The organism is Nitriliruptor alkaliphilus DSM 45188, from assembly GCF_000969705.1.
GTDB classification, from domain to species: domain Bacteria; phylum Actinomycetota; class Nitriliruptoria; order Nitriliruptorales; family Nitriliruptoraceae; genus Nitriliruptor; species Nitriliruptor alkaliphilus.
The window spans coordinates 5,431,338-5,455,398 of record NZ_KQ033901.1; the positions used below are offsets into that span (position 1 = coordinate 5,431,338).

General features: G+C 70.1%; 30 protein-coding genes. 9 read left to right on the forward strand and 21 right to left on the reverse strand.

All coding sequences use genetic code 11. The features are described 5' to 3' along the window. Positions 1-96: 96 nt before the first annotated feature. On the reverse strand, positions 97-1,440 hold the full coding sequence (locus NITAL_RS26855) for a UPF0158 family protein (RefSeq protein WP_211262678.1): 1,344 nt from the start codon (positions 1,438-1,440) through the stop codon (positions 97-99). A gap of 189 nt (positions 1,441-1,629) precedes the next feature. Here NITAL_RS26855 and NITAL_RS25405 point away from each other — a divergent pair, with 189 nt between their 5' ends. From NITAL_RS25405 to NITAL_RS25415, 3 genes are all read left to right on the forward strand, one after another. After that, entirely contained in the window at positions 1,630-3,024 is a 1,395-nt protein-coding gene (locus NITAL_RS25405) for a hypothetical protein (RefSeq protein WP_211262679.1), read from the forward strand. A gap of 80 nt (positions 3,025-3,104) precedes the next feature. Further along, positions 3,105-3,338, forward strand: coding sequence for a DUF6364 family protein (locus tag NITAL_RS25410; RefSeq protein WP_052669023.1), 234 nt, complete (start codon positions 3,105-3,107; stop codon positions 3,336-3,338). Then, positions 3,328-3,756, forward strand: a complete 429-nt coding sequence (locus tag NITAL_RS25415) for a PIN domain-containing protein (protein ID WP_052669024.1) — start codon at positions 3,328-3,330, stop codon at positions 3,754-3,756. Before NITAL_RS25410 ends, NITAL_RS25415 begins: the two co-directional genes overlap by 11 nt. A 207-nt stretch (positions 3,757-3,963) precedes the next feature. Here the strand turns inward: NITAL_RS25415 and NITAL_RS25420 are convergent, their stop codons facing one another. Continuing rightward, positions 3,964-4,368: a type II toxin-antitoxin system VapC family toxin gene (locus NITAL_RS25420; protein WP_052669025.1), complete on the reverse strand. Its 405-nt coding sequence runs from the start codon at positions 4,366-4,368 to the stop codon at positions 3,964-3,966. After that, positions 4,365-4,625, reverse strand: coding sequence for a type II toxin-antitoxin system Phd/YefM family antitoxin (locus tag NITAL_RS25425; protein WP_052669026.1), 261 nt, complete (start codon positions 4,623-4,625; stop codon positions 4,365-4,367). The genes NITAL_RS25420 and NITAL_RS25425 overlap by 4 nt, the downstream gene beginning before the upstream one ends. Positions 4,626-4,723: 98 nt before the next feature. Here NITAL_RS25425 and NITAL_RS25430 point away from each other — a divergent pair, with 98 nt between their 5' ends. Further along, positions 4,724-5,851: a hypothetical protein gene (locus NITAL_RS25430; RefSeq protein WP_211262680.1), complete on the forward strand. Its 1,128-nt coding sequence runs from the start codon at positions 4,724-4,726 to the stop codon at positions 5,849-5,851. Between the two features lie 80 nt (positions 5,852-5,931). Here NITAL_RS25430 and NITAL_RS25435 read toward each other — a convergent pair whose 3' ends face one another. The 13 genes from NITAL_RS25435 to NITAL_RS27670 all read right to left on the reverse strand — a co-directional run bounded on the left by NITAL_RS25435 (position 5,932) and on the right by NITAL_RS27670 (position 14,002). Beyond that, a complete protein-coding gene (locus tag NITAL_RS25435) occupies positions 5,932-6,225 on the reverse strand; it encodes a HigA family addiction module antitoxin (protein WP_052669028.1) in 294 nt (97 codons plus the stop codon). 10 nt (positions 6,226-6,235) lie between these two features. Continuing rightward, entirely contained in the window at positions 6,236-6,517 is a 282-nt protein-coding gene (locus NITAL_RS25440; protein ID WP_052669029.1) for a type II toxin-antitoxin system RelE/ParE family toxin, read from the reverse strand. After that, positions 6,517-6,882 carry a hypothetical protein gene (locus NITAL_RS25445; protein ID WP_052669030.1) on the reverse strand — a complete coding sequence of 122 codons (366 nt, stop codon included), beginning with the start codon at positions 6,880-6,882 and terminating at the stop codon, positions 6,517-6,519. Before NITAL_RS25445 ends, NITAL_RS25440 begins: the two co-directional genes overlap by 1 nt. Positions 6,883-6,990: 108 nt before the next feature. Further along, positions 6,991-8,274: an ISL3 family transposase gene (locus NITAL_RS25450; RefSeq protein ID WP_052668424.1), complete on the reverse strand. Its 1,284-nt coding sequence runs from the start codon at positions 8,272-8,274 to the stop codon at positions 6,991-6,993. A gap of 217 nt (positions 8,275-8,491) precedes the next feature. After that, positions 8,492-9,028, reverse strand: coding sequence for a hypothetical protein (locus tag NITAL_RS25455; protein ID WP_157042102.1), 537 nt, complete (start codon positions 9,026-9,028; stop codon positions 8,492-8,494). Between the two features lie 261 nt (positions 9,029-9,289). Next, positions 9,290-9,700, reverse strand: coding sequence for a PIN domain-containing protein (locus NITAL_RS25460; RefSeq protein WP_052669032.1), 411 nt, complete (start codon positions 9,698-9,700; stop codon positions 9,290-9,292). Continuing rightward, a complete protein-coding gene (locus tag NITAL_RS28340) occupies positions 9,697-9,951 on the reverse strand; it encodes an AbrB/MazE/SpoVT family DNA-binding domain-containing protein (RefSeq protein WP_052669033.1) in 255 nt (84 codons plus the stop codon). Before NITAL_RS28340 ends, NITAL_RS25460 begins: the two co-directional genes overlap by 4 nt. A 194-nt stretch (positions 9,952-10,145) precedes the next feature. Further along, a complete protein-coding gene (locus NITAL_RS25470) occupies positions 10,146-10,550 on the reverse strand; it encodes a hypothetical protein (RefSeq protein ID WP_052669034.1) in 405 nt (134 codons plus the stop codon). Then, positions 10,547-11,062, reverse strand: coding sequence for a DUF2231 domain-containing protein (locus tag NITAL_RS25475; RefSeq protein WP_052669035.1), 516 nt, complete (start codon positions 11,060-11,062; stop codon positions 10,547-10,549). The genes NITAL_RS25470 and NITAL_RS25475 overlap by 4 nt, the downstream gene beginning before the upstream one ends. Positions 11,063-11,360: 298 nt before the next feature. After that, positions 11,361-11,801, reverse strand: a complete 441-nt coding sequence (locus tag NITAL_RS25480; protein WP_083442019.1) for a DUF4234 domain-containing protein — start codon at positions 11,799-11,801, stop codon at positions 11,361-11,363. Between the two features lie 215 nt (positions 11,802-12,016). Next, positions 12,017-13,114, reverse strand: a complete 1,098-nt coding sequence (locus tag NITAL_RS25485; protein WP_052669037.1) for a DUF3466 family protein — start codon at positions 13,112-13,114, stop codon at positions 12,017-12,019. A gap of 144 nt (positions 13,115-13,258) precedes the next feature. Beyond that, positions 13,259-13,729, reverse strand: a complete 471-nt coding sequence (locus NITAL_RS25490) for an aminoacyl-tRNA deacylase (protein WP_052669038.1) — start codon at positions 13,727-13,729, stop codon at positions 13,259-13,261. Positions 13,730-13,864: 135 nt separating this feature from the next. Next, the gene (locus NITAL_RS27670) at positions 13,865-14,002 is read right to left on the reverse strand and encodes a hypothetical protein (RefSeq protein ID WP_157042104.1); all 138 of its coding nucleotides are present in this window, start codon (positions 14,000-14,002) and stop codon (positions 13,865-13,867) included. A 613-nt stretch (positions 14,003-14,615) separates the two neighbouring features. Here NITAL_RS27670 and NITAL_RS25495 point away from each other — a divergent pair. Together NITAL_RS25495 and NITAL_RS25500 are read left to right on the forward strand one after the other, a co-directional pair. Then, on the forward strand, positions 14,616-15,170 hold the full coding sequence (locus NITAL_RS25495; RefSeq protein WP_052669039.1) for a hypothetical protein: 555 nt from the start codon (positions 14,616-14,618) through the stop codon (positions 15,168-15,170). A 22-nt stretch (positions 15,171-15,192) separates the two neighbouring features. Then, positions 15,193-16,761: an FAD-dependent oxidoreductase gene (locus NITAL_RS25500; RefSeq protein WP_052669040.1), complete on the forward strand. Its 1,569-nt coding sequence runs from the start codon at positions 15,193-15,195 to the stop codon at positions 16,759-16,761. A gap of 43 nt (positions 16,762-16,804) precedes the next feature. On the opposite strand, the gene NITAL_RS25505 is transcribed toward NITAL_RS25500, so the two are convergent. The 4 genes from NITAL_RS25505 to NITAL_RS25520 are packed head-to-tail and all read right to left on the reverse strand — an operon-like array spanning position 16,805 to position 20,953. Further along, on the reverse strand, positions 16,805-17,533 hold the full coding sequence (locus tag NITAL_RS25505) for an endonuclease/exonuclease/phosphatase family protein (RefSeq protein WP_169786957.1): 729 nt from the start codon (positions 17,531-17,533) through the stop codon (positions 16,805-16,807). A gap of 57 nt (positions 17,534-17,590) precedes the next feature. Further along, positions 17,591-18,526, reverse strand: a complete 936-nt coding sequence (locus tag NITAL_RS25510; RefSeq protein ID WP_083442021.1) for a carbohydrate ABC transporter permease — start codon at positions 18,524-18,526, stop codon at positions 17,591-17,593. Continuing rightward, positions 18,526-19,500, reverse strand: coding sequence for a carbohydrate ABC transporter permease (locus NITAL_RS25515; protein WP_211262681.1), 975 nt, complete (start codon positions 19,498-19,500; stop codon positions 18,526-18,528). Before NITAL_RS25515 ends, NITAL_RS25510 begins: the two co-directional genes overlap by 1 nt. 37 nt (positions 19,501-19,537) lie before the next feature. After that, positions 19,538-20,953, reverse strand: a complete 1,416-nt coding sequence (locus NITAL_RS25520) for an ABC transporter substrate-binding protein (RefSeq protein WP_157042105.1) — start codon at positions 20,951-20,953, stop codon at positions 19,538-19,540. A 270-nt stretch (positions 20,954-21,223) separates the two neighbouring features. Between NITAL_RS25520 and NITAL_RS25525 the strand changes: the two genes are divergently transcribed. After that, entirely contained in the window at positions 21,224-22,174 is a 951-nt protein-coding gene (locus tag NITAL_RS25525) for an ADP-ribosylglycohydrolase family protein (protein WP_211262682.1), read from the forward strand. 50 nt (positions 22,175-22,224) lie between these two features. On the opposite strand, the gene NITAL_RS29315 is transcribed toward NITAL_RS25525, so the two are convergent. Next, a complete protein-coding gene (locus NITAL_RS29315; protein WP_281175579.1) occupies positions 22,225-22,350 on the reverse strand; it encodes a hypothetical protein in 126 nt (41 codons plus the stop codon). A 131-nt stretch (positions 22,351-22,481) separates the two neighbouring features. On the opposite strand from NITAL_RS29315, the gene NITAL_RS25535 reads away from it, so the two are divergent. Then, positions 22,482-23,516, forward strand: a complete 1,035-nt coding sequence (locus tag NITAL_RS25535; RefSeq protein ID WP_052669045.1) for a GGDEF domain-containing protein — start codon at positions 22,482-22,484, stop codon at positions 23,514-23,516. Positions 23,517-23,531: 15 nt separating this feature from the next. Then, the gene (locus NITAL_RS25540; protein WP_157042106.1) at positions 23,532-23,999 is read left to right on the forward strand and encodes a hypothetical protein; all 468 of its coding nucleotides are present in this window, start codon (positions 23,532-23,534) and stop codon (positions 23,997-23,999) included. The last annotated feature ends 62 nt before the right edge of the window (positions 24,000-24,061 follow it).

Here is a 24,061-nt window from a genome sequence, read left to right on the forward strand (position 1 = left end):
GCGCGGGCCGTGCCGTTCGGCGGATCGGATCGCTCAGCGGCTGTGGACGAGGAGCGGCGACCCGGCCCGCTCACACCTGGCATCACCTACCGCGGGTCATTCCCCGTCGGTCGGCGCGGCGTCCGCCAGGGTCGCCGGCCGCAACCCCGCTTCAGCCAGCCACCACCGAGCGCGCGCGAGCTGGCGCTCGGCCGAGAACGTGGCCCACCGCGACCACCAGACCTCGTCGTCGAAGAGCGTGTCCTTGAACCGGCGGAACGCGCCCCTGCCCTGCACGGCGACCTCCAGCCGCCCGGCGAGCTGCTCGTCGGTCACCTGGTCGATGAAGTCGGTCATGTCGCGGTAGCCGACGCCGGAGCCGAGGCCGAGGACGACCACGAACCGGTCGGGGTCGTCGAAGTCCTCGGGTTCCTCGATCCCGGCCATGCCCACCGGGTCGCGCGGCCAGCACCGGCCGGTCGCCACCTCCAGCGCCCATCCCTCGTCGAGGTCGGTCGGACCCTCGAGGTGGGTCGCGAGCTCGTCGAGGTCGACCGGTGTCGGCCGAAGCTGGTCAGGATGGTCCCCAGTGGCCCGTTCGAGGTCGGCGACGAGCTCGTCGTCGCCCAACCAGCCGCGCGTGCCGAGATTGGGCAGCAGCCCCTCGACGACGACCTGGGCGACGTCGTGCCCTCCGGCGATGGCGTCGATGAGGGCGGGGCCGGCCAGGTGTGCGACCTCGAGCGGCTCGTGTTCGAGCAGCAGGTCGACCAGCGCGAACGCATCGCGCTGGTGGACGGCTCGCCGCAGGTCCTGGATCGTCGCGTACGTCCAGGGCGCCAGGGGCGGTTGGTCGCCGTGGTCGAGCCCCGCCGTCGGCCACGGGCCCGGGACCACCTCGCCGCCGCTGCCGTCGCCCACGGTGAACGCGCGAGAGCCCCAGTCGTGGTGCAGGTCGGGCAGGTCGCTCAGGAGCGGCTCGGGTGGCGGGGGGACGGGCGACTCGCCGTCGTCCTCGTCCCAGCGCCGCCCGTACTGGTCGGGGATGGCACCCCATCCGAAGTAGGGGACGGGGCGGTCCGGGAGTTCGCCGAGGACCTCGTGCGGGTCGACCTTCTCCTCACCGACGGTGCACAGGTGCATCCAGCCGTCGCCGAAGTCGAACTCGAAGCTGAACCGTTCGCCGAGCTGCAGGCGGGTGAGCTTCTCGGTGCGGTCGTCGAGCAGGTCGTCGCCCTCGTCCCAGTCGGTGAGGTAGGCGATCCGGGTCCCGTCCGCGAGGGTGAAGGCGTGCAGGTGGGCGAGGTCCCAGCGGGCGAACGCCTGGTTGATGGCGTCGGCGAGCATCCGGAAGGTCATGCCGGGCCGGGCGAGCAGCAGCCGACCGGGCCGTGGCCACAGCTCGGGGGCGTGCGCTCCCTCGATCAGGTCGACTTGGATCGACAGCCAGGTCCTGGCCACCAGTGGCTCCTCGGGTCGCTCCCGGAGCGGATCGGGACCACAGCCTGCCAGACCGGGACGACGGGCACGTTGCCCGGGTGGACCGGATCGCCTCCCCGTGTTCGGTATCCACAGGCTCGATCCGATCCGATCCGGCCAGGCGGCTCCCTGCCGGCAGGGTGGCGCCTCACCCGAGATCGGAGCCGAGGGATGCAGCCACCTCGTTGGGACGACCCGATCGGCAGCGCGTGCCGCGAGGCCGAAGCCACCATCCTCCGCGGCCTGCAGGTCCGCCCGACCCTGTACGGGTTCGTCGACGAGGAACCGGTGGTCCGCGCCCAACCCGGCGTCGTCGCGCTCAGCGGCGACATGGACGCGGCGATGCAGCACCTGGCGGTCGTGCCGACGGTCCTCGGCCTCGAGCAGGCGCTGGTGTTCGGCCACGCCCGGCTGACCGATCCGGAGATCGACGACGATCACCTGCGTGATGCCCTCGCGAGCTACGCCATCGACGTCGAGGTCGGACGCCGCGAGGGGGAGGAGGTCGTCACCGAGGTCCACATGGTCGAGCGCGAGGTCGAGGACGGCGAGGTGCGGTGGCAGCCGCCGATCGAACTGGAGGAGGGTGGCTGGACCGACCTGCTGCGGTACGCGCTGGCACCACCGAGGAAGGTGCTGGACCTCCCGCCGGTGAGCGCGGCCTGTCTGGCGTACGGCCTGTCGCGATGGGGGACCGTCGTGGAAGTCGCGCCCGGCTGGCGGGAACGGTTCGGCATGGACCGGCTGGATCGTCGCGACGTCCGGCCCATCGACCGGCGGCGCGTGCGCGATCTCACCCGGCGTCGGGGTGCCGCCCCGCCGCAGCACGCAGGAGGTGGGCTCGTGAAGGGCCGCCCGACCTGGGACACCCACGAGGCGTGGCTCACCGCCTTCCTCGACACACCGGACGCCGACCTCCTCGATGCGCCGCTGGCGATGATCTTCACCGGCGGCCAGGCCGACTGGCTCATCGACGCCCGACACGAGCGACCCGACGACGAGGTCGATCCGCTGACTGAGCTCGCCGTGGTCGTGGGCGAACTGGCCCCGGACGCGGCGGTCGTGGCAGCACCGGTGCGGATCCGTGACCTGCACGAGACCGACGCGCCGGTCGTGTCGCGGACGTGGGTGGTCACCTCCTACGCGCGGCGGGCCGATGGGGAGGGCTACGACCTGCGGACGCGCACCTTGCCGGTCGACGGGATCGGCTCGGCCAGCGACCTCGACGTCGAGCACGGACCCGTCGCCAGCGTGCTGGACGACGCGATCCGCAACCGCCTCGGTGTGTCGCCGGTGCACGCGCTGTACACGGCGGTCAGCTGGGGACACCAGCTGATGGTGGATGGCAGCGGCGACGTGGACCTCGATCTGTCCGCGGGGACGCCGGCCGACGCGCCCGCCAGCGGCGGGACCCGTGAAGCAGAAGCAGCGAGGCACCGCCTGGGCCGGCACGCCCGCGACCTCGCGGCCCGCCACCAGCCGACGGCAGGGTGGCCGCAGCCGCTGCGCCGCCCCGCGGTGCACGCCAGCACCCCGGACGGCTGGCAGGCGGCCTGCCCCATCTGAGCGTGGGTGATGGAACGGACCTAGCCATGAGTGTACGCTTGGCACGTGATCCGTGTAGCACGGGACCCGTGGAGCCTGCCGTGGCCAACCTGACGCTCACTATCGACGACGAGGTGCTCCGCCGCGCGCGTATCCGTGCACTCGAGCAGGGCACCTCGGTGAACGCCCTGGTCCGCGAACATCTCGAGCGGTACGCCCGCGACGAACGTCGCCGCGCGGCTTTGAAGGAGATCGTCGAACTCTCGAGACTCTCCGGAGCCTCGTCGGGGGCCGAGGGCCGCACCTGGACCCGAGACGACCTCTATGACCGCTAAGCAGTTCATCGACACGAACGTGCTGGTCTACGCCTTCGACGCGGCGGCGCCGGCGAAGCGTGGGATAGCGCAGGGGGTCCTCGAGTCTGCGGATCCGGAGACCTCTGTCGTGAGCTCCCAGGTGCTCAACGAGTTCTTCGTGACCGTCACGCGCAAGCTGGCCCGTCCGCTGGAGCACGGGCCCGCGAGAGCGGTGGTCAGGGAGATGGCTGCCCTGGACGTCGTGCCCCTGACGGGCGAACTCGTCCTGCGAGGCATCGACCGCTCGACGGCGTCGCAGCTCTCCTTGTGGGACGCCCTGATCGTGGAAGCGGCGCTGACAGCAGGCTGTGAGACGCTGCTGACCGAGGACCTCAGCGACGGCCAGCGGTTCGACGATCTCCTGGTCCGCGACCCCTTCGCGTCACTCGCCGATTGAGCTCGGGCTCATGGTTGGGCGAGCGAGTTCGACTGGTTCACATCCCGCACGATGATGTACGAGATGTGAACGGATCGGGCGTCGCCTGTAGCTGGCCACTGGCCGGCATGGTCGGGCTGCGCGCTGGTCCGCGGTGGACCTGGTGGTCGTCGCGCCCGTTCGGCGCTTCCCTGACGCTCGCGGCGGTCCGGCTCCTGTCCCGTCGTCCTAGACAGCGATGATCTCGATCAAGCCATCGAGGTGTCGCACGTCGTCGGCGTTCCTGGTGACGAGCGGCATCCGATGAGCGAGAGCCGTCGCAGCGATCATCAGATCAGCCATGCGTCGGCGGCTGCTCCGTTCCGAGGTGATGGTGGAAGCGACGACAGGGCCGTACGCGGAGACGCATGCGGCATCGAACGGCAGCGGCGCCGGGAAGGCGGTCATCACGTCCTGGAGGCGCCGTTGGCGACGCGCGCGCTCCTCGTTGGACCGAGCCATGAGCGGGCCTTGCACGAGTTCGGCCATCGAGACAGCACTGAGGTAGCCGTCATCGGGAAGCCGGTCCGGCTGCTCGGTGACCAGGATCGGCAGGTCGATGAGCACCGACGTGTCGAGGAGCGCCCGCTTCACGTGGCGTACGGGTCACGGAGGCTGGAGTCGGACACCGCGTCCAGGTCGGCGAAGAACGCATCGCGATCGATGTGATCGGCGCCCGCGAAAACCTCGACGAGACGCTCACGAGACGCACCGCGCGGAAGTCGCGGGGGAGTGAGGCTCGCGATGGCCACACCGTCGCGCACGATGTCCACGGTCTCGCCGGCCTGCACTCGACGGAGCAGGTCTCCGTAGTTGTTGCGCAGATCCCTCGGCTGTGCCTCGCTGCCCACGGCCATCCTCATGTAGCGGATGTAGCGAATGTAGCGAAGCGCTCGGCGCAGGACCACACAGGAGTCGCCAGGAACGCCGGGTTGGCGATCGTGACAGAGTGGATGCCGTTCTGCCGTGTAGGTCGCCTTCGCGATTCGTGAAGGTAAGATTCGGCCTATGGTTGCCCGTGGTCCGCGTACTGCCCTGCCGGTGCTCGCTTACGCGCTCGCGGACCGCGGTGTGTTCGCGCGTGTCTGACCTTCGGGATGCCGTCTTCAAGTCCTGCGCGAGGCTCGCGTGGAGTCTCTGGGGTGAACTTGGCGTCTCGACCTGGGATCGTCGTCACCAGGGATGGTGCGTCGAACTCGAGCCGCTGCTCGCGTTCACAGCCGTCCTCGGAGAGCGAGAGCGTCGCCTTCGCCGGGAAGCTGTCGACTGGTGCATCGCCAACCCCGCGTTCGTGAGCCTCAGCCAGTTCCGGCACGTCGTGTCCGATCCGTTGTGGCAGGACGAGCCGGCTTTCGCGGATCTCAGCGCCACGATGACGCACCTGACCGGCCGCAAGTGGCCGGGAAGCGATCGAGGGCGTGCCTACGAGCTCGAACCGAGCGGCAAGTCGCGGCTCAGGGAACTGTCCGCTCCCTCGCTGCTCCAGCTGCGCCTACGGGCCCTGTTCGGTGTCGGGTCTCGCGCTGAGCTGGTGCGGTTGATGCTCCTGAACCCGTCGCAGGAGTGGTCGGTGGCCCAGTTGGGCGAGCGGATCGCCTACACGCAGCGGCAGGCAGCTACGGACCTCGAGATGCTCGCCAAGGGCGGTCTCATCGAGAAGCGCGGTGGAGGCCCGTCCCGCTACGCCTTGCGCGATGCCAGTGGGCTCAGAGTCGTCGTGGGCGAACTTCCGAAGCTCGCTCCGAACTGGACACCCCTCTTCCAGGTTCTCGCAGGGGTGCTCGCGTCGCTCGGACTGGTGGCCGACGATCGGTTGCGCCAGCCGGCTGTCGAGATGTCCCGGCGCCTCCAGCGCCTCGAACCCGCCCTGACCGCGTCGGGACTGCCCAAGCCGCCGGGAGGGCTGTCCACGACGCCGATCGACGTGGCACGGCAGTGGATCCTGGACATCGCGGGTGCCCTCGGGGAAGGCGATCCTGACGTCCTGACCGAGCAGGCGAGCGTCCAGGCACCCGGGGATCCGCCAACCGGCCGAGGTGGCTGGCCACGAGTGCCAGACCAGCCACTCGATAGCTGATCGAGTGGCGACGCAGATGGGCGTGGCCGGTGCCTCCGGCCGCTGCCGCGGAGGAGGGGACGCTCCAGCGGCGCGAGGTCTCAGCCGGCGTGCGCGGTGACCTCGTGGTCGAGTCGGTCGCCCAAGCGGTCGGCTTCCACGTCGAGGTCGTACTGGGCCTGCAGGTTGAGCCAGAACCGTGGGGTCGTCCCGAAGTAGCGGGCCAGTCGCAGCGCGGTGTCGGCGGTGACGGCTCGCTTGCCGTGGACGATCTCGTTGATACGGCGCGGCGGCACGCTGATGTCCTTCGCCAGTCGGTACTGCGACAGCCCTGCCGCCGCGAGGAACTCCTCGAGGAGCACCTCGCCGGGGTGGACGGCTGGGAGTTTCGTCATCGTGTTCCCCTCAGTGGTAGTCCACGATCTCGACGTCGTAGGCGTTGTCGGCCTCCCACCGGAAGCAGATGCGCCACTGGTGGTTGATGCGGATGCTGTGCTGGCCTCGGCGGTCGCCCCTCAACCGCTCGAGCCGGTTGCCGGGCGGGACCCGCAGGTCGGTGAGTTCCTCCGCGGCGTCGAGCATGCGCAGCTTCCGTAACGCGACCTTGCTCAGTTCCGGTGACCACTTTTCGACCCGCTGCCGCTCAGCGAGGCGCTCGGTGTCGCGGTCGCGGAAGGAGCGGATCATCAGCTCGGATAGTAACGCGACGCGTTATGGTCGGCAAGGTTCCGTGAGGACGTTCGGCTGATCTGGCGCCGCGCATCGAGTACCGACCGGAGCTGGGCGAACGTCAGACCATCACCGTCATCGAGGACGAGCTTTTCATCGGGAGCTCGGTGCTCCAGATCGAGGCCGAGACCGAGAGCGAGCACGCCGCTCAGCTCTTCGAGCGCGGCTAGCTCCTCAGTGTCCGCGTCGATCCGGAAGCCGAGACCTCCGTCCTGGCGGGGCCACCACCTCGAGTTCTCGGTCAGCAGCCGTCGGGCTTCGGGTGACATCTCCTCGAGCCGCTTCGCCAGCTCGAGCCCACGCGCTCGGGCCACCCACTCCATCCGTATCGCTCCTGCGTCGGGGCAGGCAGCGTCCCCTCGCGGGCTCCGCGGGTCGAGGGCGGGTCCCGGGAGGCTGTGGATAGTGGACTCTTCTGCTGTTTCCGTGGGTCATCGTCCGGGGAGGGCGGGTCGGTAGCCGCCGAGGGAGAGCATCGCGAGGGCGATCAGTGCTTGGGGGTGTTTGAACCCGAAGGCGATGCGGGTGATCAGGCGGATGCGGGTGTTGACCGATTCGATGAGCCCGTTGGACAGGCCGTGCTCGAGGGTGGCGTGGATGGCGGGCAGGTGACGTTTGATCTTGCGGCCGAGGGCGACGAAGGCGGGCAGTCGGCAGCGTTGCGCCCATGCGAGCCAGCGATCGAGGGCCTGCTTGCCGGCCTCGCCCTTGATCTTGAACGCGAACCGCAGCCCCTCTTTGAGCAGGTAGGCGCGGTGCAGTTTCGGGCTGGTCCTCGCGACCCAGTCGAGCTTGGCGCGTTGGTGGGCGGTGAGGTCCTCGGGGTTCTTCCACAGCGCCCAGCGGGAGTGCTGGATCTTGCGGGCGTCGCCGCGTGAGAGGTTGTAGCGGAGCCCGCTGTGGCTGCCCCAGGCGACCATCCCGCCGGCCTGGCGGCGGGCCTCGTTCCAGACCTCGCGGCGGACCTCATCCAGGCACTGGGTGGCCCACGCCACGACATGGAACGGATCGGCGCACAGCACCGCGTGGGGGGCGCGTTCGGCGACCACGGTGGCGATCCATTCGGCGCCATCGCCCGAGATGTGGGTCAACCGTGCGCTGCGGTCGGTTCCGAGCAGGTCGAAGAACCTGCGCAGGGTGGCCCGGTCCCGGCCGGGTTCGGCCCACACCAGCCGGCCGGTGTCGTGATCGACCACGACGGTGAGGTACTTCTGTCCCTTGCGGTAGGAGATCTCGTCGATGCCGATCCGGGTCAGCCCATCGAGCCGGTCGGTGTGGGCGTCGACCTCTGCCACCACACGGGTCACGATCGACCCGACCGTGCGCCAGCTGATCCGGGTCAGCTGGGTGACCGCGACCTTGGAGCAGTTGGTCGCCAGCCACGCCACGGTGTCCTCGAACGCGCGGGTCTGGCGGGCACCGTGCCGGGCCCAGGGCACCTTGGCGACCACCACCCCGTGGTCACGGCAGGTCACTCGCGGTGCCTCGGCCTCGAGCACCAACCTGACCGTGCCCAGGTCGAGCCCACGCCACCGACGGCGTCCCTCACCGTGGTCATAGCCCGGCGAGCGGCGGCCACACCGACCGCAACGGCGCTTGGCCCGAGCCTTGGGACGCACCGACGCGATCACCATCTGGGCGTCCGGGTCGAACTCGACCGATTCGAGCACCGTGAGCTCATCCAGCTCCAGCAACCGTCGCCATACCCTGTGCACGCGCCGCCTCCTCCTACGTGACCGTCCTAGACAGCCGGAAACGTAGGTAGGAGGCGGCGTTTCACGTCAGAACCCCATCAGCGACCCACGGAAACAACCCAAGAGCCGGATAGTGACGATGGAGGCACGTCGGCCGGATCGCCGCAGCGTCGCATCCATGGCGAGCCATCTCGCCCTACCTCGCGACGGGCAGCTCCGGAACGGGAGTGCCCTGCGATCACTCCGGGCGCACCTGCAGGGTGGCGTCGCGGGCGACGTGAACGTCCGGGGCCGGCAGGTCGAGGACCACCCGACCGAGGTCGCCGTCGAGGTGGACCGTGCCGTCGTCGACCCGGAAGTGGCACGGCTCGTGGAGGACGACGACCGTCAGGTCGTCGAGCACCAACACGATGTGTCCGCTACCCGACACCGCGGCCACGAGTTCTCCCCGGAGGACAGGGAGGTCCTCGGTGCCCTCGCGAAGCACCACGCCACCGTGGTGGGCGGTCCGGCCGCCCGTCACACGGAGCTCCACGGTGCGGCCGAGGAGCGGTTCCAACGCCTTCACCGTCCTCGCCGCCGGCGCTGGGCCAGTCACGTACGCGGGGACCTCCGGGTCGAGACGCAGACTCGCCCCACGGGCGCGCCGCACCCCGCCAGGAGCCGGGCCGCCACCACCCACGATCACGATCTGCTCGACCTCGGCGAAGTGCAGCGGCCCCGGTCGGATGTCGGTCGGGCCGAGGATGCTGACCACCTGCGATCCGAGGACCACGGTGCGCGCTCCCTGGTGCCACCACCAGGCGACCTGCAGGTCGGGTTCCTTCCGTCCGTGCCGCGGCGGGCCGCCTGGCGACTCCACGTGCAGCCAGGTCCCGCGAGCCTGAAGCCGCGCGAGGGACCGCTCGGGTTCCGTCCTCGGGATCTCGGGAACCGTCGCCGACCTCGCCCGCGAGCGCAGCCGTCCGAGCAGTCCCACCTCACCGACCTCCCGGAGCAGGAGTGCCGACATCCCCACGTCGCGTTCGCTGAGCCATCACGCGTCGGGGAGCAGCAAGGTGACATCGAGTCCCGGCACGCTCCTGCCGAGCGTGGCCTGTCGTCGATCGAGCGTCGCGAGAGGGAGCCCGTGCTCCGCACAGGTCATGGCGATCAGCAGGTCGTGGATGTTGCCGCCGAGGTTCGCTGCTCGACCGGTGCGCACGGCGTCGACGTACGCACCGGCGGGGGTCACGAGGATGCGGTCCTCGATGGCCCACGGGGCGAGGACCTCCTGGACGGTCGCCGCGTCGAGGTGCCACGGCGCTCGCCGGAGCGCTGCCCACGTCTCGGCGATGACGATGCCTGGTACCTGCCGACGCGCCGCCTCACGCACCTGAGGGCGAGCTACCTCGTGGAACTCGTGCTCGTGGACGAGGCCGGCCAGCATGACGGACGTGTCGATCACCGACCGGCCCGCTGCTGGTGGATGGCATCGATGGCTTCCGTGTTGCTCACCGTGCCGAGCTCATCGACACGCACCAGTGGCAGTCCGTCCTCCTCGACGGTGACCGTCGCACGACGTCGGCGTTCGAGGAGCAGACCCTCAGGTGTCGCGATGAGGTCGAGGGCGCCGCCGGCGGAGAGCCCGAGCCGTTCCCGCTCAGCCTGCGGAATCACGACCCGGCCCTGAGCGTCCACCTTCACCTTGACCGCCACGGCGACCCTCCAGCTCGATGGCACGATGATGGTGTCACGGTGGCATCTGACTGGCAACCCGTGCTGCGGTCGCGCCGTGAACCCAGCCGTCGCGCAAGGGAGCGAGGGCCGGTCGCGCGTGCGGCACCCGCGAGGCGGAACAGCTCGTCGCCACGGCTCTGGGCGACGCCGCGTCGGCATCGACGTCCGCAACTTCAGGCCACACCGAAGGCGATGAGTGCGACGAGCACCAGGGTCACCACGGCGAGGACCCCGTGGCCGGCCACGAGGACCACCGGGAACCCCTGCTCCGGGGTGGGTGGCGGGGAGCGGTCCTTGCGGTCGGCAGCCCACCGCGCGGACATCGCGAGCCCGAGGCCCGTGACGACGACCAGGATCGCGAGCGCGAGCCACCGGATCCACGGCTCGTCGAGCCCGAGCACGTGGACCAGCCAGATGACCAGGCCGGTGGCGGCCAGGAGCAGGTGGGCGAAGATCAACCCGGGGCCGATCCGGCTCGGGGCAGCGTCGGCCTCCCGACGACGGGTGAGCCACATCCCGAACAGTGCGAAGCCGCCCAGCGCCGTCACGACCCAGGCGATCAGCGCTGCGATGGTCACGATCGTTCCTCCCTCGAGAAGCCCTCGGCCTGTGTCGTCTCGTCCACGACGCGGATCCCGTACCGGTAGGTGAGCTCGCCGCCGAGCCACCCTGCGGCAGCGAGTCCACCGAGTCCCGCCACCGAGAGGGCGACGAGGCTCCACGGGACCGGTCCCTCGCCGTTGCGGAGCAGGAACGACACCGTGTAGAGCGCGGTGACGAGCAGGTTCAGCGACATGTGGAGGTAGCCGGTCCGCCGGGCGACGGTGCCGCCTGGGATCGCCAGGAGGTCGAGGACGCCGATCATCGCGGCCACCACGGCGCCGACGACGCCGAGGGCGAGCAGCCACCGCGACCCGGTGGCGAAGACGTGCGGGTCGGTGGCCCACCGCGACGCCAGGTCGAACGCCATGCTGGCGACCCAGGCACCGATCGGCACCGTGACCACGAGGGGGTGGAACGGGTGCCCGTAGGGGCCGGCGAGCAGCGTCAGCGGCTCCTTGGCCGCGGGGCGCTGCACCTGGCCGTTCACAGGTCGTCCTCTCGAGACGCTCCCCGACTCACGTTGGAGCGCATCGACGCGGCCGTCAAGTCCCGGCACCGCAGGGCCCTCCGCGGCCGGCCGGCGGTTGCCCGAGGGGGCAGGGCCGGGCGGGTCCGGGTTCGCCTGGTCCCGGCTCGGTGCCGGCCTCCAGGCCACCGACACCCCCTTCGGGCCCGTTCGACGAGATCACGCTCTCCCCGTCGCCGAGTGGAGGGCCGACGTGCACCGCCACCTGGCGTCCCTGGCTACGACCTTGCGTCGGTGGCAGCCAGGGACACCGGGAGGATCAGCCTGCCGCAGGTGCGGCCGGTGCCGGGGGTACAGCCGCGGGGGTGGTCACGCCAGCCGCCCGCTCCCAGGCGGCGTTGAGCGCGCTCTGCATGTAGGCCGTCTGGAACATGTTGGCGAACGGGATGAACAGGAGCACGAGGGCCAGCACCGGGCTGATCGGTGCGGTCACACCGGTCCGCTCCTGGACCCGGCGGATGCGTTCGGCGGTGTTGTACAGCGAGACGAACGGGGGGACGATCAGCACGATCCCCAGCGATACGGCCAGGAGCGCCACGCCCGGGCTGACATCCTCGCCCTGAGAACGCAGCTCCGCGTTGATCTTGTAGTACCAGACGAGCTGGTAGATCCCGAGCGTCACGATCGCCAGCCCCAACGGAGCTAACGGGTGGCGCACCTTGACGGTGGCACCGTTGTCGAGCGTGTGTGTGGAAGCCATGCGATCCCCTGGAGTTGGTCGGGCCACGCGTCCCGCGGCCTCGTCATCGTGTCGGCCGTACCCCCGGCCGATGCATCACTCTCGCACGCTCTTGGGACACGAACCCCGCGAACCCGACGAGGGGAGCCCCGACACCGCCCGCCGACACGACGCTCCGCCCCGACCCGAGAACCGGCCCTCGCGCTAGGGGCGAGGGCCGGTGGTCGTGCGGTCGGTCAGCGTTCCGTCGGGACGAGGAGGAACGCGCGGGTCTGGCCGTCGATCAGGCCGTATCCGGTGATCGCCCCGCCCGCGTTGATGGCCTCGGCCGCGCGCAGGTCCCACTCGTCCGCGTCGACGAGGTCGTTCAGGTCGTGCATCGTCCCGTTCTCCCACAGGAACCCGGCGGCGTCGGAGAAGCCCGTGTGGCCGGCGAACGTCGACGCGTACCCGACGACCTGACCGCGCTGGTTGATGTCCAGCGCGCGGCTGTGGTTGAGCCCGAGCGAACCGAGGTCGCTCATCCCGACACCGTCCTCCCAGAGGAAGGCCCGCTCGGTGGAACCGGCGACCGTCGACCGGCCGACCACCTGCCGACGGTTGTTGATCGCGACGGCCTCGCTGAACCGTTCACCGTCACCGAGGGAGCCGAGGCCGACCGGCTGACCGAGGCGGCTCCGGTTGGGGCCGGCCCACAGCGTCGCCTGCGCGGTGGTCCCGACGGCCCGCGAGTTGCCGACGATGTCGCCGCGGTCGTTCAGGCCCCAGGCGCGTCCCGGTGTCCCGTCGCCACCGGCCACCGTGCCGAGGTCACGCATCTGCCCCCGCCAGTACACGAACGGACGCGACGTCGTCCCGTTCGACGACGCGCCGACGATCTGCTCGGGCTCGTTGACGTCGTGCGCCACGGCGCTGCCGCCACCGAGGTCGCCGAGGTCGGACAGCTCACCGTCCGCCCAGCGGAAGGCGCGCGGGCGGTTGTTGTCGCTCTCGCCGACGACGACGCCGGCGTTGTTGATGCCGTAGCCGCGGCTGAAGGCGTTGCTGCCCGGCAGCGTGCCGATCTCGGTCATCTCGCCGTCCGACCAGCCGAACGCCAGCAGCGGCAGGGTCGTGGTGCTGGTCCTCGAGTTACCGGTCACCTCGCCGCGGTCGTTGAGATCGAGCGCGAACGAGGCGTTGCCGCCGAGCGTCCCGAGGTCGACCACCTCGTACCGGGGCGGGGGAGGAGCTCCCGCCGCAGCGGTCTGCATCGCCGCCAGCAGCGTGACCACCACCATGAGCGACCAGATGCTGAGCCACCTGGCTCGGGTCCGCGTGCCTACCTCGTGCATGTCGTTCTCCATCGCCGCCCGGCGGGCGTTCTCAGGAACCGTAGTGGGAACAATTCCTAGTAGCGAGCCAGGCGCGGGGAACGGGCGCACCAGTCGACGAGCCCGCGGGTCGTGGCCGCGGGCGTCAACGCGGCGCCGCGCCGATCAGGCCGGGGAGCGCGCGACCCGGATGATCTCCGGCGACACCAACCGCAGGTAGTCGGTCATGGCCAGCGTGATCGTCCGGGTGTGGGTCCCGTCGCGGCACACGATCTTGTCCCGCGCGCGCAGGTCCTCCTCGAGGAACGTCGGGATGCCGTAGAGCACGCCGAAGGGCGGCTCCGCCCCGGGCTCGCAGTCGTCGAACACGTCGACGAACTCCTCCTCCATGGCGAGCCGGACCGCGTTGTGGCCGAACACGTCGCTCGCCGCGTCGAGGTCGACCAGCTCGGCGCCAGGTACGACCACCATGGCGAGCTGGCCGCCGACGTTGATCATCACCGGCTTGGCGATGTCGTAGCCGCTCACCCCCTCGGCCTCGGCCAGCCGGTCCGCCGTCACGGCGCGGGTGTGCGTGGTCACCTCGTGGTGGACGTCGTGCTCGTCGAGCAGTGCGTGCAGCCGATCCGCAGCCACCGTGGCGCCTCCCCTGTGCTTCCTCCGAGGCTGCCGGAGCGGGCCCGGGTGGTCAAGGGTCGAGCGCCACCTCGCACGGTCCGGTCGCTGCGCCTCGAGCGCGTGGTGCGCCCGGTCAGGTCCAGGCGAGGCCGGTCAGGCCCACGCGAGTCCGGTCAGGTCGCGGGGCCGCGTCTCGCGGCGGATCCAGACGGCGATGCCGGCCTCGGCAGCGCGCACGACGCCCCAGGCGCCGAAGATCGTGGCGAGGACCACCTTCAACAGATGCAGCACGTCCGTCCGGTTCGTTTGTGGGTGAGGACCACCCAGGGTGACACCCGCCCCGCACAGCGCAAGCAGGCGGGCGCCAGGAGGGTCAGTGGTCACCGGCGGCGAGGCGGCGACGGACCTCGGAGGCCCGGGTACGCACGTCCTCGAGATCGTCGAGCCGGTCGAGCGTCAGGTACGGGCGCGCGAGCCGCCGGTTGCCCGACAGGCGGTCCCGGTTCCGGGGCGGCGTCCGCCTCCCGGCGACGGGTGAGCCACATCCCGAAGCGTGCGAAGCCTCCCAGCGCCGTCACGACCCAGGCGATGAGCGCTGCGGTGTTCACGATCGTTGCTCCCTCGAGAAGCCCTCGGGCCGTGTCGACTCGTCCACGACGCGGACCCCGTACCGGGTAGGTGAGTTCCCCGCCGAGCCACCGAGAGGCGAGCGCAGGGGCGTGCCGCGGTCAGAGGTCGCCAGCCGAGGCACGTCGCACCCTCGACGGCTCGGGCTCGGACCTCCTCGAGGTCGCCGAGGCGCTGGGGCGTCCAGGCCTCGGCGCCACCGGTGGCGGACCGTTCGTCCAGGCGCTCGGTCGGACGCCGTCGGGATACTCGAGCGACCCCGACGAAGGGACCGCCCGTGTCCGATCTGACCGTCGCCCGAGCCCTGCACGATCTGGGCGCAGCCGCTTGGTTCGGAGGTGCGCTCATGGGCGCCGTCGGCCTCCACGGAGCCTCGTCGGTGATGGACAGCAGCGCCGACCGCGTCCGTGTGGCCGACGTGGGCTGGCAGCGGTGGCAGCCCTGGAAGACCGCCGCCATCGGGGCACACGTCGCCGGCAGCCTGGCCTTGCTGTGGGACAACAAGGGCCGCCTCTCGGCACAGCACGGTGCGATGACGACCAACCTCGCCAAGACGGCTGTCTTCGCTGCAGCGTTGGGCGCCGACCTGTACGCCGCGGCCCTCGGCCACAGGATCGGCGAACAACAGCCTGCCCCGGTCGGATCGGCGGTCGAGCCGACCGCCGAGACACCCGAGGAACTCGCAGCCGCCCAGCGCCAGCTGCGAGCCGTGCAGTGGGCCGTACCCGCGCTGACCGGGCTGAACATCGTGCTCGGCGCGAAGATGGGCGAACAGCAGCGTCCGACCAGCGTGATCTCCGGCGTGGTCGAACGGTTCCATCCCCGCAGGTGATCCTCCAGAGCGAGCCTTCCCGATGACCGAACTGACCTGCGATCTGCTGGTCGTGGGCGGCGGGATGGGCGGCGTGGCGGCCGCCTTGGCGGGGGTCCGGTCGGGACTCGACGTCGTGATGTCGGAGGAGCACCGGTGGCTCGGCGGGCAGCTGACCACCCAGGCAGTACCTCCGGACGAGCACCCCTGGATCGAGTGGACCGGCGCCAACCGGAGCTACCGACAGCTGCGCGAGCTGATACGAGCGCGCTACCGGCGACGCCCGCTCGTCGGAGCCGCTGCGACGGACCCCGAGCTGAACCCGGGCAGCTGCTGGGTGAGCCGGCTCGGCTGCGAACCGGCGGAGGCGGCCGCGGCCATCGAGACCCAGCTCGAACCGTTCGTCGCCGCCGGTGTGCTCCGCATCCTGCGGCGACACGTCGCCCGTTCGGTGGCGGTCGACGCCGACAGCATCCGCGCTGTCGAGCTCGCACACCTCGGCGGCGGCGAGGCCACCGTTGTCTCGGCCCGGTACGTCCTCGACGCGACCGAGGAGGGTGATCTCCTGCCGCTGGCGGGATGCGAGTACGCCATCGGTGGCGAGGGCCGGGCGGTCACCGGCGAACCCGACAACACCGACGAGCCCGATCCGTCCTGCCAGCAGGCGATCACCTGGTGCTTCGCCCTCGAGCACCGACCCGGGGAGGACCACACCATCGCGCGCCCCGCTGAGTACGGGTTCTGGCGGAACCACCGAGCCTCGTTCTGGCCAGGACCGCAGCTCGGCTGGGAGACGCAGGAACCCGAGACCGGCCGGCCGCTCCGCCGGCCCCTGTTCGGCGGCGGGCAGGACCTGTGGACGTTCCGGCGGATCAGGTACGGGGGGCACTACCCGCCGGGCTGGACGACCGATGTCACGGTCGTGAACTGGCCGCAGGTCGACTACTGGCGCGCGCCGGTCGTCGACGTCACTCCCGAGGAGCGTCGGGCCGCGCTCGACGGTGCCGAGGAGCTGTCACGTTCCTTCCTCCACTGGCTGCAGGTCGACGCCCCGCGTCCCGACGGCGGCACGGGTTGGCCGGGTCTGCGGCCCGTGCCCGATGTCCTGGGTACAGGCGACGGGTTCGCGCAACGGCACTACACCCGCGAAGGACGGCGCATCCAGGCGCTGACCGTCGTCCGACAGCAGGACGTCGGTGTCGTCCCAGCGGGGCCGACAGAACGCGCCACGGAGGTCGCCGACAGCGTCGGTGTCGGGTCCTACCGGATCGACCTCCACCCCTCCACCTGCGGGCGTGGCTACGTCGATGTCCCGTCGTGGCCCTTCCAGATCCCCCTCGGGATGCTCATCCCCGTCCGGCTACGCAACCTGCTCGCAGCTGGCAAGTCGGCGGGCACCACACACGTGACGAACGGGTGCTTCCGGCTCCACCCGGTCGAGTGGTCCCTCGGTGAGGCCGCGGGGGCGATCGCCGCCTTCAGCGTCCGGCGGGATGTCGAACCTGCCCAGGTCCACGCCGGCGGCTCCTTGCTCCAGGAGTTCCTCGGGCGCCTCGACCAGCTCGGTGTGCAGCGACGGTGGCCGGAGGAGGTCGCCCGTCAGGCACGGTGACCCGACGCCTCCGATGGCGTCGCCCTCAGGCCCCGTACGCGAGTCAGTCCTCACCGAGGCTGTACACCGTCAACAGCGGTCGGTGGTCGCTCGGGGCGATGTCCCCGTGGAAGTACTCGATCACCTCCGTGGCCAGCGGGCGGATCGCGCCTCGGTGTAGCTGCCAGTCGATCACCTGCGTGGTGTCCCGCGCGGTCGGGTACGCCGGGTGCGTCGGCACGAGGGGCAGCTCCAGCGCCCCTCGGGCGTGCTCGAAGCCACCCTCGACGAAGATGCGCAGCGGGTGGCGGTAGTCGTTCATGTCGCCCATCAGCAGGCAGGGCCCGTCGCCGGCGATCTCGTCCAGCGCCGCGACCGTGCGCTGCGCCTGTTCCACCCGCGGGTTGCGCCGACCCTCCCACTCCTCGGGGTTGTCGGGGTACGACAGGTGGACGTCCGCCACGACCACATCGGGCACGTCCGGCGAACCATCCGACGGGCGCAGCCGGGCCCAGAACAGACGACGGTGCTCCTCGAGCTGACCGATCGGCTCGGCGCCATGCTCGAGGTACGAGAACCGGCGCTCGTCCCAGAAGATGTTGCTCTCCTGTTGCCACCCGATGAGATCGTCCTCGATCCGGCGGTGGTGCGGCAGCGTGGTCTCGACCAGCTCGATCGTGTCCGGTCGGACCTCCTGCAGGGCCAGCACATCCGGACGGCGTACCTCGAGCAGACCGACCACCGCCTCCTTGCGGTCGGGCCAGCGGTCGTGCCCCCACAGGTTGAACGTCATCACGCTGCACCGCATGTGCGCCTCACGCGTCGTCGGGTCCGGTCGGTCTCGCGGATCTCAGCCCTTCACCGACCCGGCAGTCATGCCTCGGACGAAGTACCGCTGCAGCGTGAAGAACACGATGAGGGGCACCGTCATGGTCACGAAGGCTCCGGCGGTGAGCAGGTGCCAGTCCTGGCCCCGTTGCCCGATGAGCTCGGCCAGGTTGACCGTCAGGACCTGCACGTCGGGCAGACCGCCGAGGAAGACCAGGGCCACCAGGAAGTCGTTCCAGACCCAGAGGAACTGGAAGATCGCGAAGGCGGCGAGCACGGGTGTGGACAGCGGGAGCACCAACCGCCAGAACACCTGGAAGTCGCTCGCGCCGTCGACCCGCGCCGACTCGATCACCTCGTTCGGGAGCGACCCCATGTAGTTGCGCATGAGGTAGACCGCGAGCGGCATCCCGAAGCCGGTGTGCGCGAGCCAGACCGACAGGAACGTCCCGGTGATGTTGAACGCACCGAAGACCCGCAACAGCGGGATGAACGCGATGTGCATCGGGACCACCAGCAGGCCGACGAAGATGACGAAGATCACCTCACGTCCGGGGAACCGCATCCACGAGAACGCGTAGGCCGCGAACGCCGCCACCATGATCGGGATCACGGTGGCAGGGATGGTGACGACGGCGGTGTTGATGAAGGCGTTGGCCATGCCCGAGCCGAACAGGACCGAGTCGTAGTTGTCCAAGGTGAACTGGGTGAACTCGAGGGGGCTTCCCAGGACGGTCCACCACCCGCTCGAGACGACCTCGGAGCGGGTGCGGAACGAGGACATCAGTAGCCCGATCGTGGGCACCGTCCACAGCAGGCACAACGCCAGCAGCGAGACCCGGACGATCATGGCGCCGCGGCGTTGCTCCTGCAGGTGCTGGGCCGTGGCCTTCGACCCCTCGATCCCGTCCTCGCGCTCGACGGCCTCCACCTCGGGTGTGGGTGTCCCGGTGCTCATCAGGTGCTCTCCATCTGACGGAACCGCTTGATGTTGAGGACCATGACGGGGATCGTGGCGACGACGAGGACGACCACGATCGCGGCCGCCCGACCGAACTCACGGAACGTGAAGATCTCCGAGATGAAGCGGTTGGCGATGACCTCGGTCCCGAAGTTGCCGTTGGTCATGACCCGAACGACGTCGAAGACCTTGAGCACGCCGATGAGCACCGTGGTGAAGACCACGACGATGGTCGGCATCATCTGGGGCACGATGACGCGGAAGAAGATCTGCCGCTGCGATGCGCCGTCCACCCGTGCCGCCTCGATGGTGTCCTCGGGCACGTTCTTCAGCGCTGCAGAGAGCAGCACCATGGCGAACCCGGCCTGGAGCCAGATGAACACCAGCATCAGCATGTAGTCGTTGATCAACCGTTCCTGCAGCCACGCGACCGGCGAGGCGCCGAAGGCGGTCACGATCTGGTTGAGCAGACCGATCTGAGGTCGTCCTTCTGCCCGGAAGGCGTAGACGAAACCCCAGATGGTGCTGGCGCCCACGGCGCTGATCGCCATGGGCAGGAAGATCACCGACTTCGAGACCGACTCCCACCGTGGCTTGAGCCGGTCAGCGAGCGTCGCGACGAACAGGCCGATGACCACACACGCGGCCGGGACCACGATGATCCACTTGAAGTTGTTCCAGATGGCGGTGCGGATCGGGCCCTCGTCGAACAGGGTCTGGTAGTTGTCGGCCCCAACGAACCGATCGCCCGCTGCATCGAAGAAGCTGAGGTAGAACGAGCGCAACGCTGGGAAGACGAGGAAGAGCCCGACGACCGCGACCGCCGGTCCGATGAACACGTACGGCTTGATCCGCTGCTCCCACTTGGATGAAAGCCGCTCGACGAGCGCGTTCATGACGATGAACAACAGCACCGCCCCGCCGACACCCGCGACCATCGCGATGAGCCCGTTGAGGATCTTGATGATCACGGCCGACCTCCTGGGTCACGTTGCCCAGTCCGGGCGGTCAGCTCTCATCCTCGGCATCCTCGCCGCCGCCGGCGTCCTCTTCCTCCTGTTGCTCCTCCTCACCCTCCTCGCCGATCTCCTCCTCGAGCTCGTCGATGCGGTCCTCCTCGCCGTCCTCGGGCCACGAGGCATCGATGGCGGACAAGGCGGACTGCAGGTCCTTCTCGCCGTTGAGCCACGCGACCATCTCGCTCCAGAACGTGCCGGAGCCGACGGTGCCCGGCATGAGGTCCGAGCCGTCGAAGCGGAACTCCTCCGCCTCCTCGAGGAACGTGGCCTGCGCTTGGTCGACGGGGTCGGGGTACTGGTCGGAGGTGAAGTCCTGGAAGGCGAAGAGGGTGCCGCCGTCCTGCGCACGTGACTGCTCGAAAGCCTCTGGCTGGGTGAGGTACTCGAGCACCTCTCGAGCGGCCTCGTTGTCGCTTGCGAGAGCTGCGATGTCGCCAGCGCCCATCAAGGGCTGGCCGTCGTAGTCACCGATCTCGGGGGCGCTCGGGAAGTAGAAGACATCGAAATCGGTGCCGAACTCCGCCTCCTCGGGGAAGGAACCCACGATGAAGCTCGCCTGCTTGTGCAGGAAACACGCCGGCGGGTCCTCGAACATCGGCTCGGGCGCGGACCCGAAGGGGGTGGTGACGATGCCGGTGGAACCGCCGAGCACGTTGCCGTCGGTGAGCGCGATCTCCTCGAAGTACTCGGCCGCTTCGGTTACCTCGGGCGACGCGAACTCGAGTTCACCATCGACCCACTGGTCGTAGGCCTCCGGGCCAGCCGTTCGCAGCAGGATGTCCTCGAGCCAGTCCGTGGCCGGCCAGCCGGTCGAGCCCGAGGCCTCGATGCCGATGCACCACGGCGTCGTGCCGTCCTCGCGGATCTGGTCGGTGAGCTCCTGCAGTTCGGTGAGGGTCTCCGGGGCCTCGTAGCCGGCGTCGTCGAAGGCCTGCTTCGGGTACCAGACGAGGCTCTTGATGCTGAGCCAGATGGGGATCGCGTAGAGCTGATCGTCCACGAGGCCGAGGTCGATGAGCCCCTCGTGGAGGCGGCCTTCGAGCTCGCCCCGGTCGAAGAGGTCGTCGAGCGGTTGGAGCTGATCACGCGCGGCGAAGTCCGCCATCAACCCGGGCTGGGGGAAGATGAGGATGTCGGGCGGGTTCCCACCCTCCATCCGCGATACCGCGACCGTCTCGAAGTCGGCCGATCCTTCGTACTCCACGTTGATGCCGCTCTCCGCGGAGAAGTCCGAGAGCATGTCCCGCAGGTTGCCGTCCTCGTCGGTGTACGCCCCGAGGATGCTGACGCTGCCGCCGACACCGTCGCCATCCCCGTCACCGTCCCCTTCTTCGAGGCAGGCTGTGGCGGCCAACGCCAGCGCCAGCGCCAGGATCGCCGCACCCCCGCGAGTCCTTCGCACCATGACCACACTCCCAAGTGGTGGCACTGACGTTGACACGCTGTGGGCAGCGCGGGAAGGGCGTTCGACCACATCCGTGCGCCGTGCGGGCGGCGGAGGGGAAGGGGATGCCGAGGTGATGGAGAGGCCTCGCGCATGTGCGGCGCACGGCGACGCTCGTCGGAGGCCCAAGGTCGTCGCCTCGCATCAGCGCGGCAGCGGGGGTCACAGGCGGCTGCGATGCTCGTGTCTGGCGAACGGCGGTGCCTGTGCGCGACGAGGTCGGAGGTGGATGTGGATCAGCGTTCGGACCGGGCGGCCGGGGCGTTGCTGGGCCTGGCGGTCGGCGATGCGCTCGGAGCCGGGTACGAGTTCGGCAGCGCGCCGTTCCGTGGTGAGGCCGAGATGATCGGTGGCGGGCTCGGCGGGTTCGAGCCGGGGGAGTGGACCGATGACACCTCGATGGCGGTCTGCATCGCCGAGGTGACCGCCCGGGGCGGTGTCGACCTCCAGGCGATCGCCGGCCGGTTCCTCGACTGGTACGCGAGCGGGCCGCCGGATGCGGGCAACCTGACCCGGGCGGTCCTCGGTGCCGCGACCGATGCCGCCGACGTGCCGATGCGTGCCGCCTCCCGGTTCGAGACCCACCCCGGGAGCTGCGCCGGCAACGGTGCGCTGATGCGGACCGCGCCGGTGGCCCTCGCGCACCTCGGTGACGACCAGGCGATCGTCGAGGCAGCCCAGGCGGTCTCGGGCCTCACACACGCCGACCCGGTCAGCGGCGAGGCGTGTGCGCTGTGGTGCATCGCCATCGACCGGGCCGTCCGCGAGGCCCGCCTGGACGGCATCCACGACGGGCTCGCCCTGCTGCCTGCGGACCGGTCCGCGTTCTGGGAGGCCAGGCTCATCGAGGCAGAGACGAGCGACCCGGAGCGGTTCGGCAGCAACGCCTACGTGGTCAGCGCGTTGCAGGCGGCGCACGCCGCCATCGTGTCGACCCCGGTGCCGGAGGGACAGCCGAGCCGCCACCTCCAGGACGCCCTCCACCGGGTCATCGGGATCGGTGACGACACCGACACCACCGCCGCGATCGCGGGGCAGCTGCTCGGGGCGCGATGGGGGGTCAGCGCGATCCCCGACCGGTGGCGACACGTGCTCCACGGCTGGCCGGGCCTGCAGGCCGACGACCTCGTCGACCTCGCCCTCCGCACCGTCGGAGGTGCCAGCAGCGTGCTTCGACGCTGAACTGATGGGTGTGTCACGCCCGAGTGAGACGGTCTCGCCGGCAGCGGGCTTCAGCCTGACAGCGGTCGGCCGATACTGACCGGGGGCGAGGCGGGGGCGATGGTGACCGACAGGCTGAAGTCGAACAGGGGTGAGGACCACATCTGGCCGGTGGTGCAGACGACCAGCTTCGCCACGTGGTGGTGGCTGACGGTGGCCCTCGCCGCCGGCGCGGCGGTCGTGACCTTCCGGGACGTCGCCCACCTTCTGGGCTTCGGGCCGGCGCCGTGGATCCTCATCGGGTTCGGTCCTGAGCGAGATCCGTCCCGTGATCGCGTCGCGACGCACCGAGGGACTGGTCCTGTCCTGGGCGTTCGTCTTCGCCCTGCTCCTGTACTTCGGTCTCGCCACCGCGCTACTCGGTGTGGTCGTATCGGCCGTCGCTGGTGGGATCGTCCGCCACCGCAAGCTGTTCGTCATCATCTTCAACGTCGCACAGTGGACGCTCGTCTACTGGAGCGCGGCAGCGGCCCTGGCGTGGAGCGGCTGGGCACCCGTCTTCGGATCCGACGAGGTGTTCACTCCACGCTCCTTGCTCACGGTCCTGCTCGCCATCGTCGTCTACCACGGCGTGAACATCGTGCTGGTGAGCGCGGCGGTCGGCTTGCTGGAGGGACGCCCGGTCTGGGGGGCCATCACCGAGGATGCGATCCACTACGCGTGGACGACCGCTGCCGTGCTCGCCCTCGCACCGGTGATCGTCGTCCTGCTGGAACATCACTGGGGGTTCCTGCCCCTGCTCCTGCTGCCGCTGTCACTGCTGCAGCAGACCGCCTCGATGTCCTTCGACAGCGAGCATCGCGCTACGCGCGACCCCCTGACGGGGCTCGGCAACCGCCTCCTGCTCGCGGAGAGGTTCGATGCCCTTCGGGCCGCTCGGCGGACCGTGGCCATCTGCATCCTCGATCTGGACGGCTTCAAGCAGGTCAACGACACCCAGGGTCACGCGGTCGGGGACGAGGTGCTCAGGCACGTGTCAGGGCGACTCATCGCCGGTGTCCGTAGCCGGGACCTGGTCACACGGCTCGGTGGTGACGAGTTCGTCGTGCTCCTGGAGGTCGAGGCAGCGGACGAGGTGTTGGAGATCCTCGACCGCACCGTCACGAGCTTGCGGCAGCCGTACGACGTCGACGGGGCCGGGATCGTCATCGGCGCGAGCTGCGGGGTCGCGGTGCTGCCGGACCATGGCGACTCACTCGACGTCCTGCTCCGTCGCGCGGACGAGGCGATGTACGCGGCCAAGAAGAGTGACCTGTCGGTCGTGGTGGCTGCCGGCCAGGCCGAGGCGGTGTCGCACCCGTGAGGGACGATGCTCGTGGTGCCGGAGGTTCCGGCGCGGGTGGCGGAGGGGGTCATCGTGTGGATCGAGTTCGTGGTCGCGGTGGTCGTCCTCTCGGTCGTCCTCGGTGTGGTGTCCCGGGCCAGGCCGTCACGGCGAGCAGCCGCGCCGGCCTCGGGGGCGGCGCCTGACGGGCAGCGGGGTGAGGCCTGGACGGCAGCGGGTCCCCTCGACGCCGCCTTCCCGGTGGAGCGCACACCTCGAGAGCGGCACATCGGTGACGCTGCCTTCGTCGATGGGCTCGTCATCGGCCACTACCTCGCGCCGTTCCGTCCAGCCGAGAGCCGCGTGCCCGTGCAGCCTGGACCCAGCGACCGCGTGCTCGACGATGACGACTCCTCGCCCTGGGACGGGCCCCAGGACGACCCGCACGACGACACGGACGACACCGAGGACGGGTTCGACGAGGGGTTCGGCATCGAGGATGGCTTCGACGACGACTGGTGAACACCAGCGGTGCCGGCCGCCGGAGCCTCGGACGCGGATGTCAGGCAGTCCTAGGGTGCACA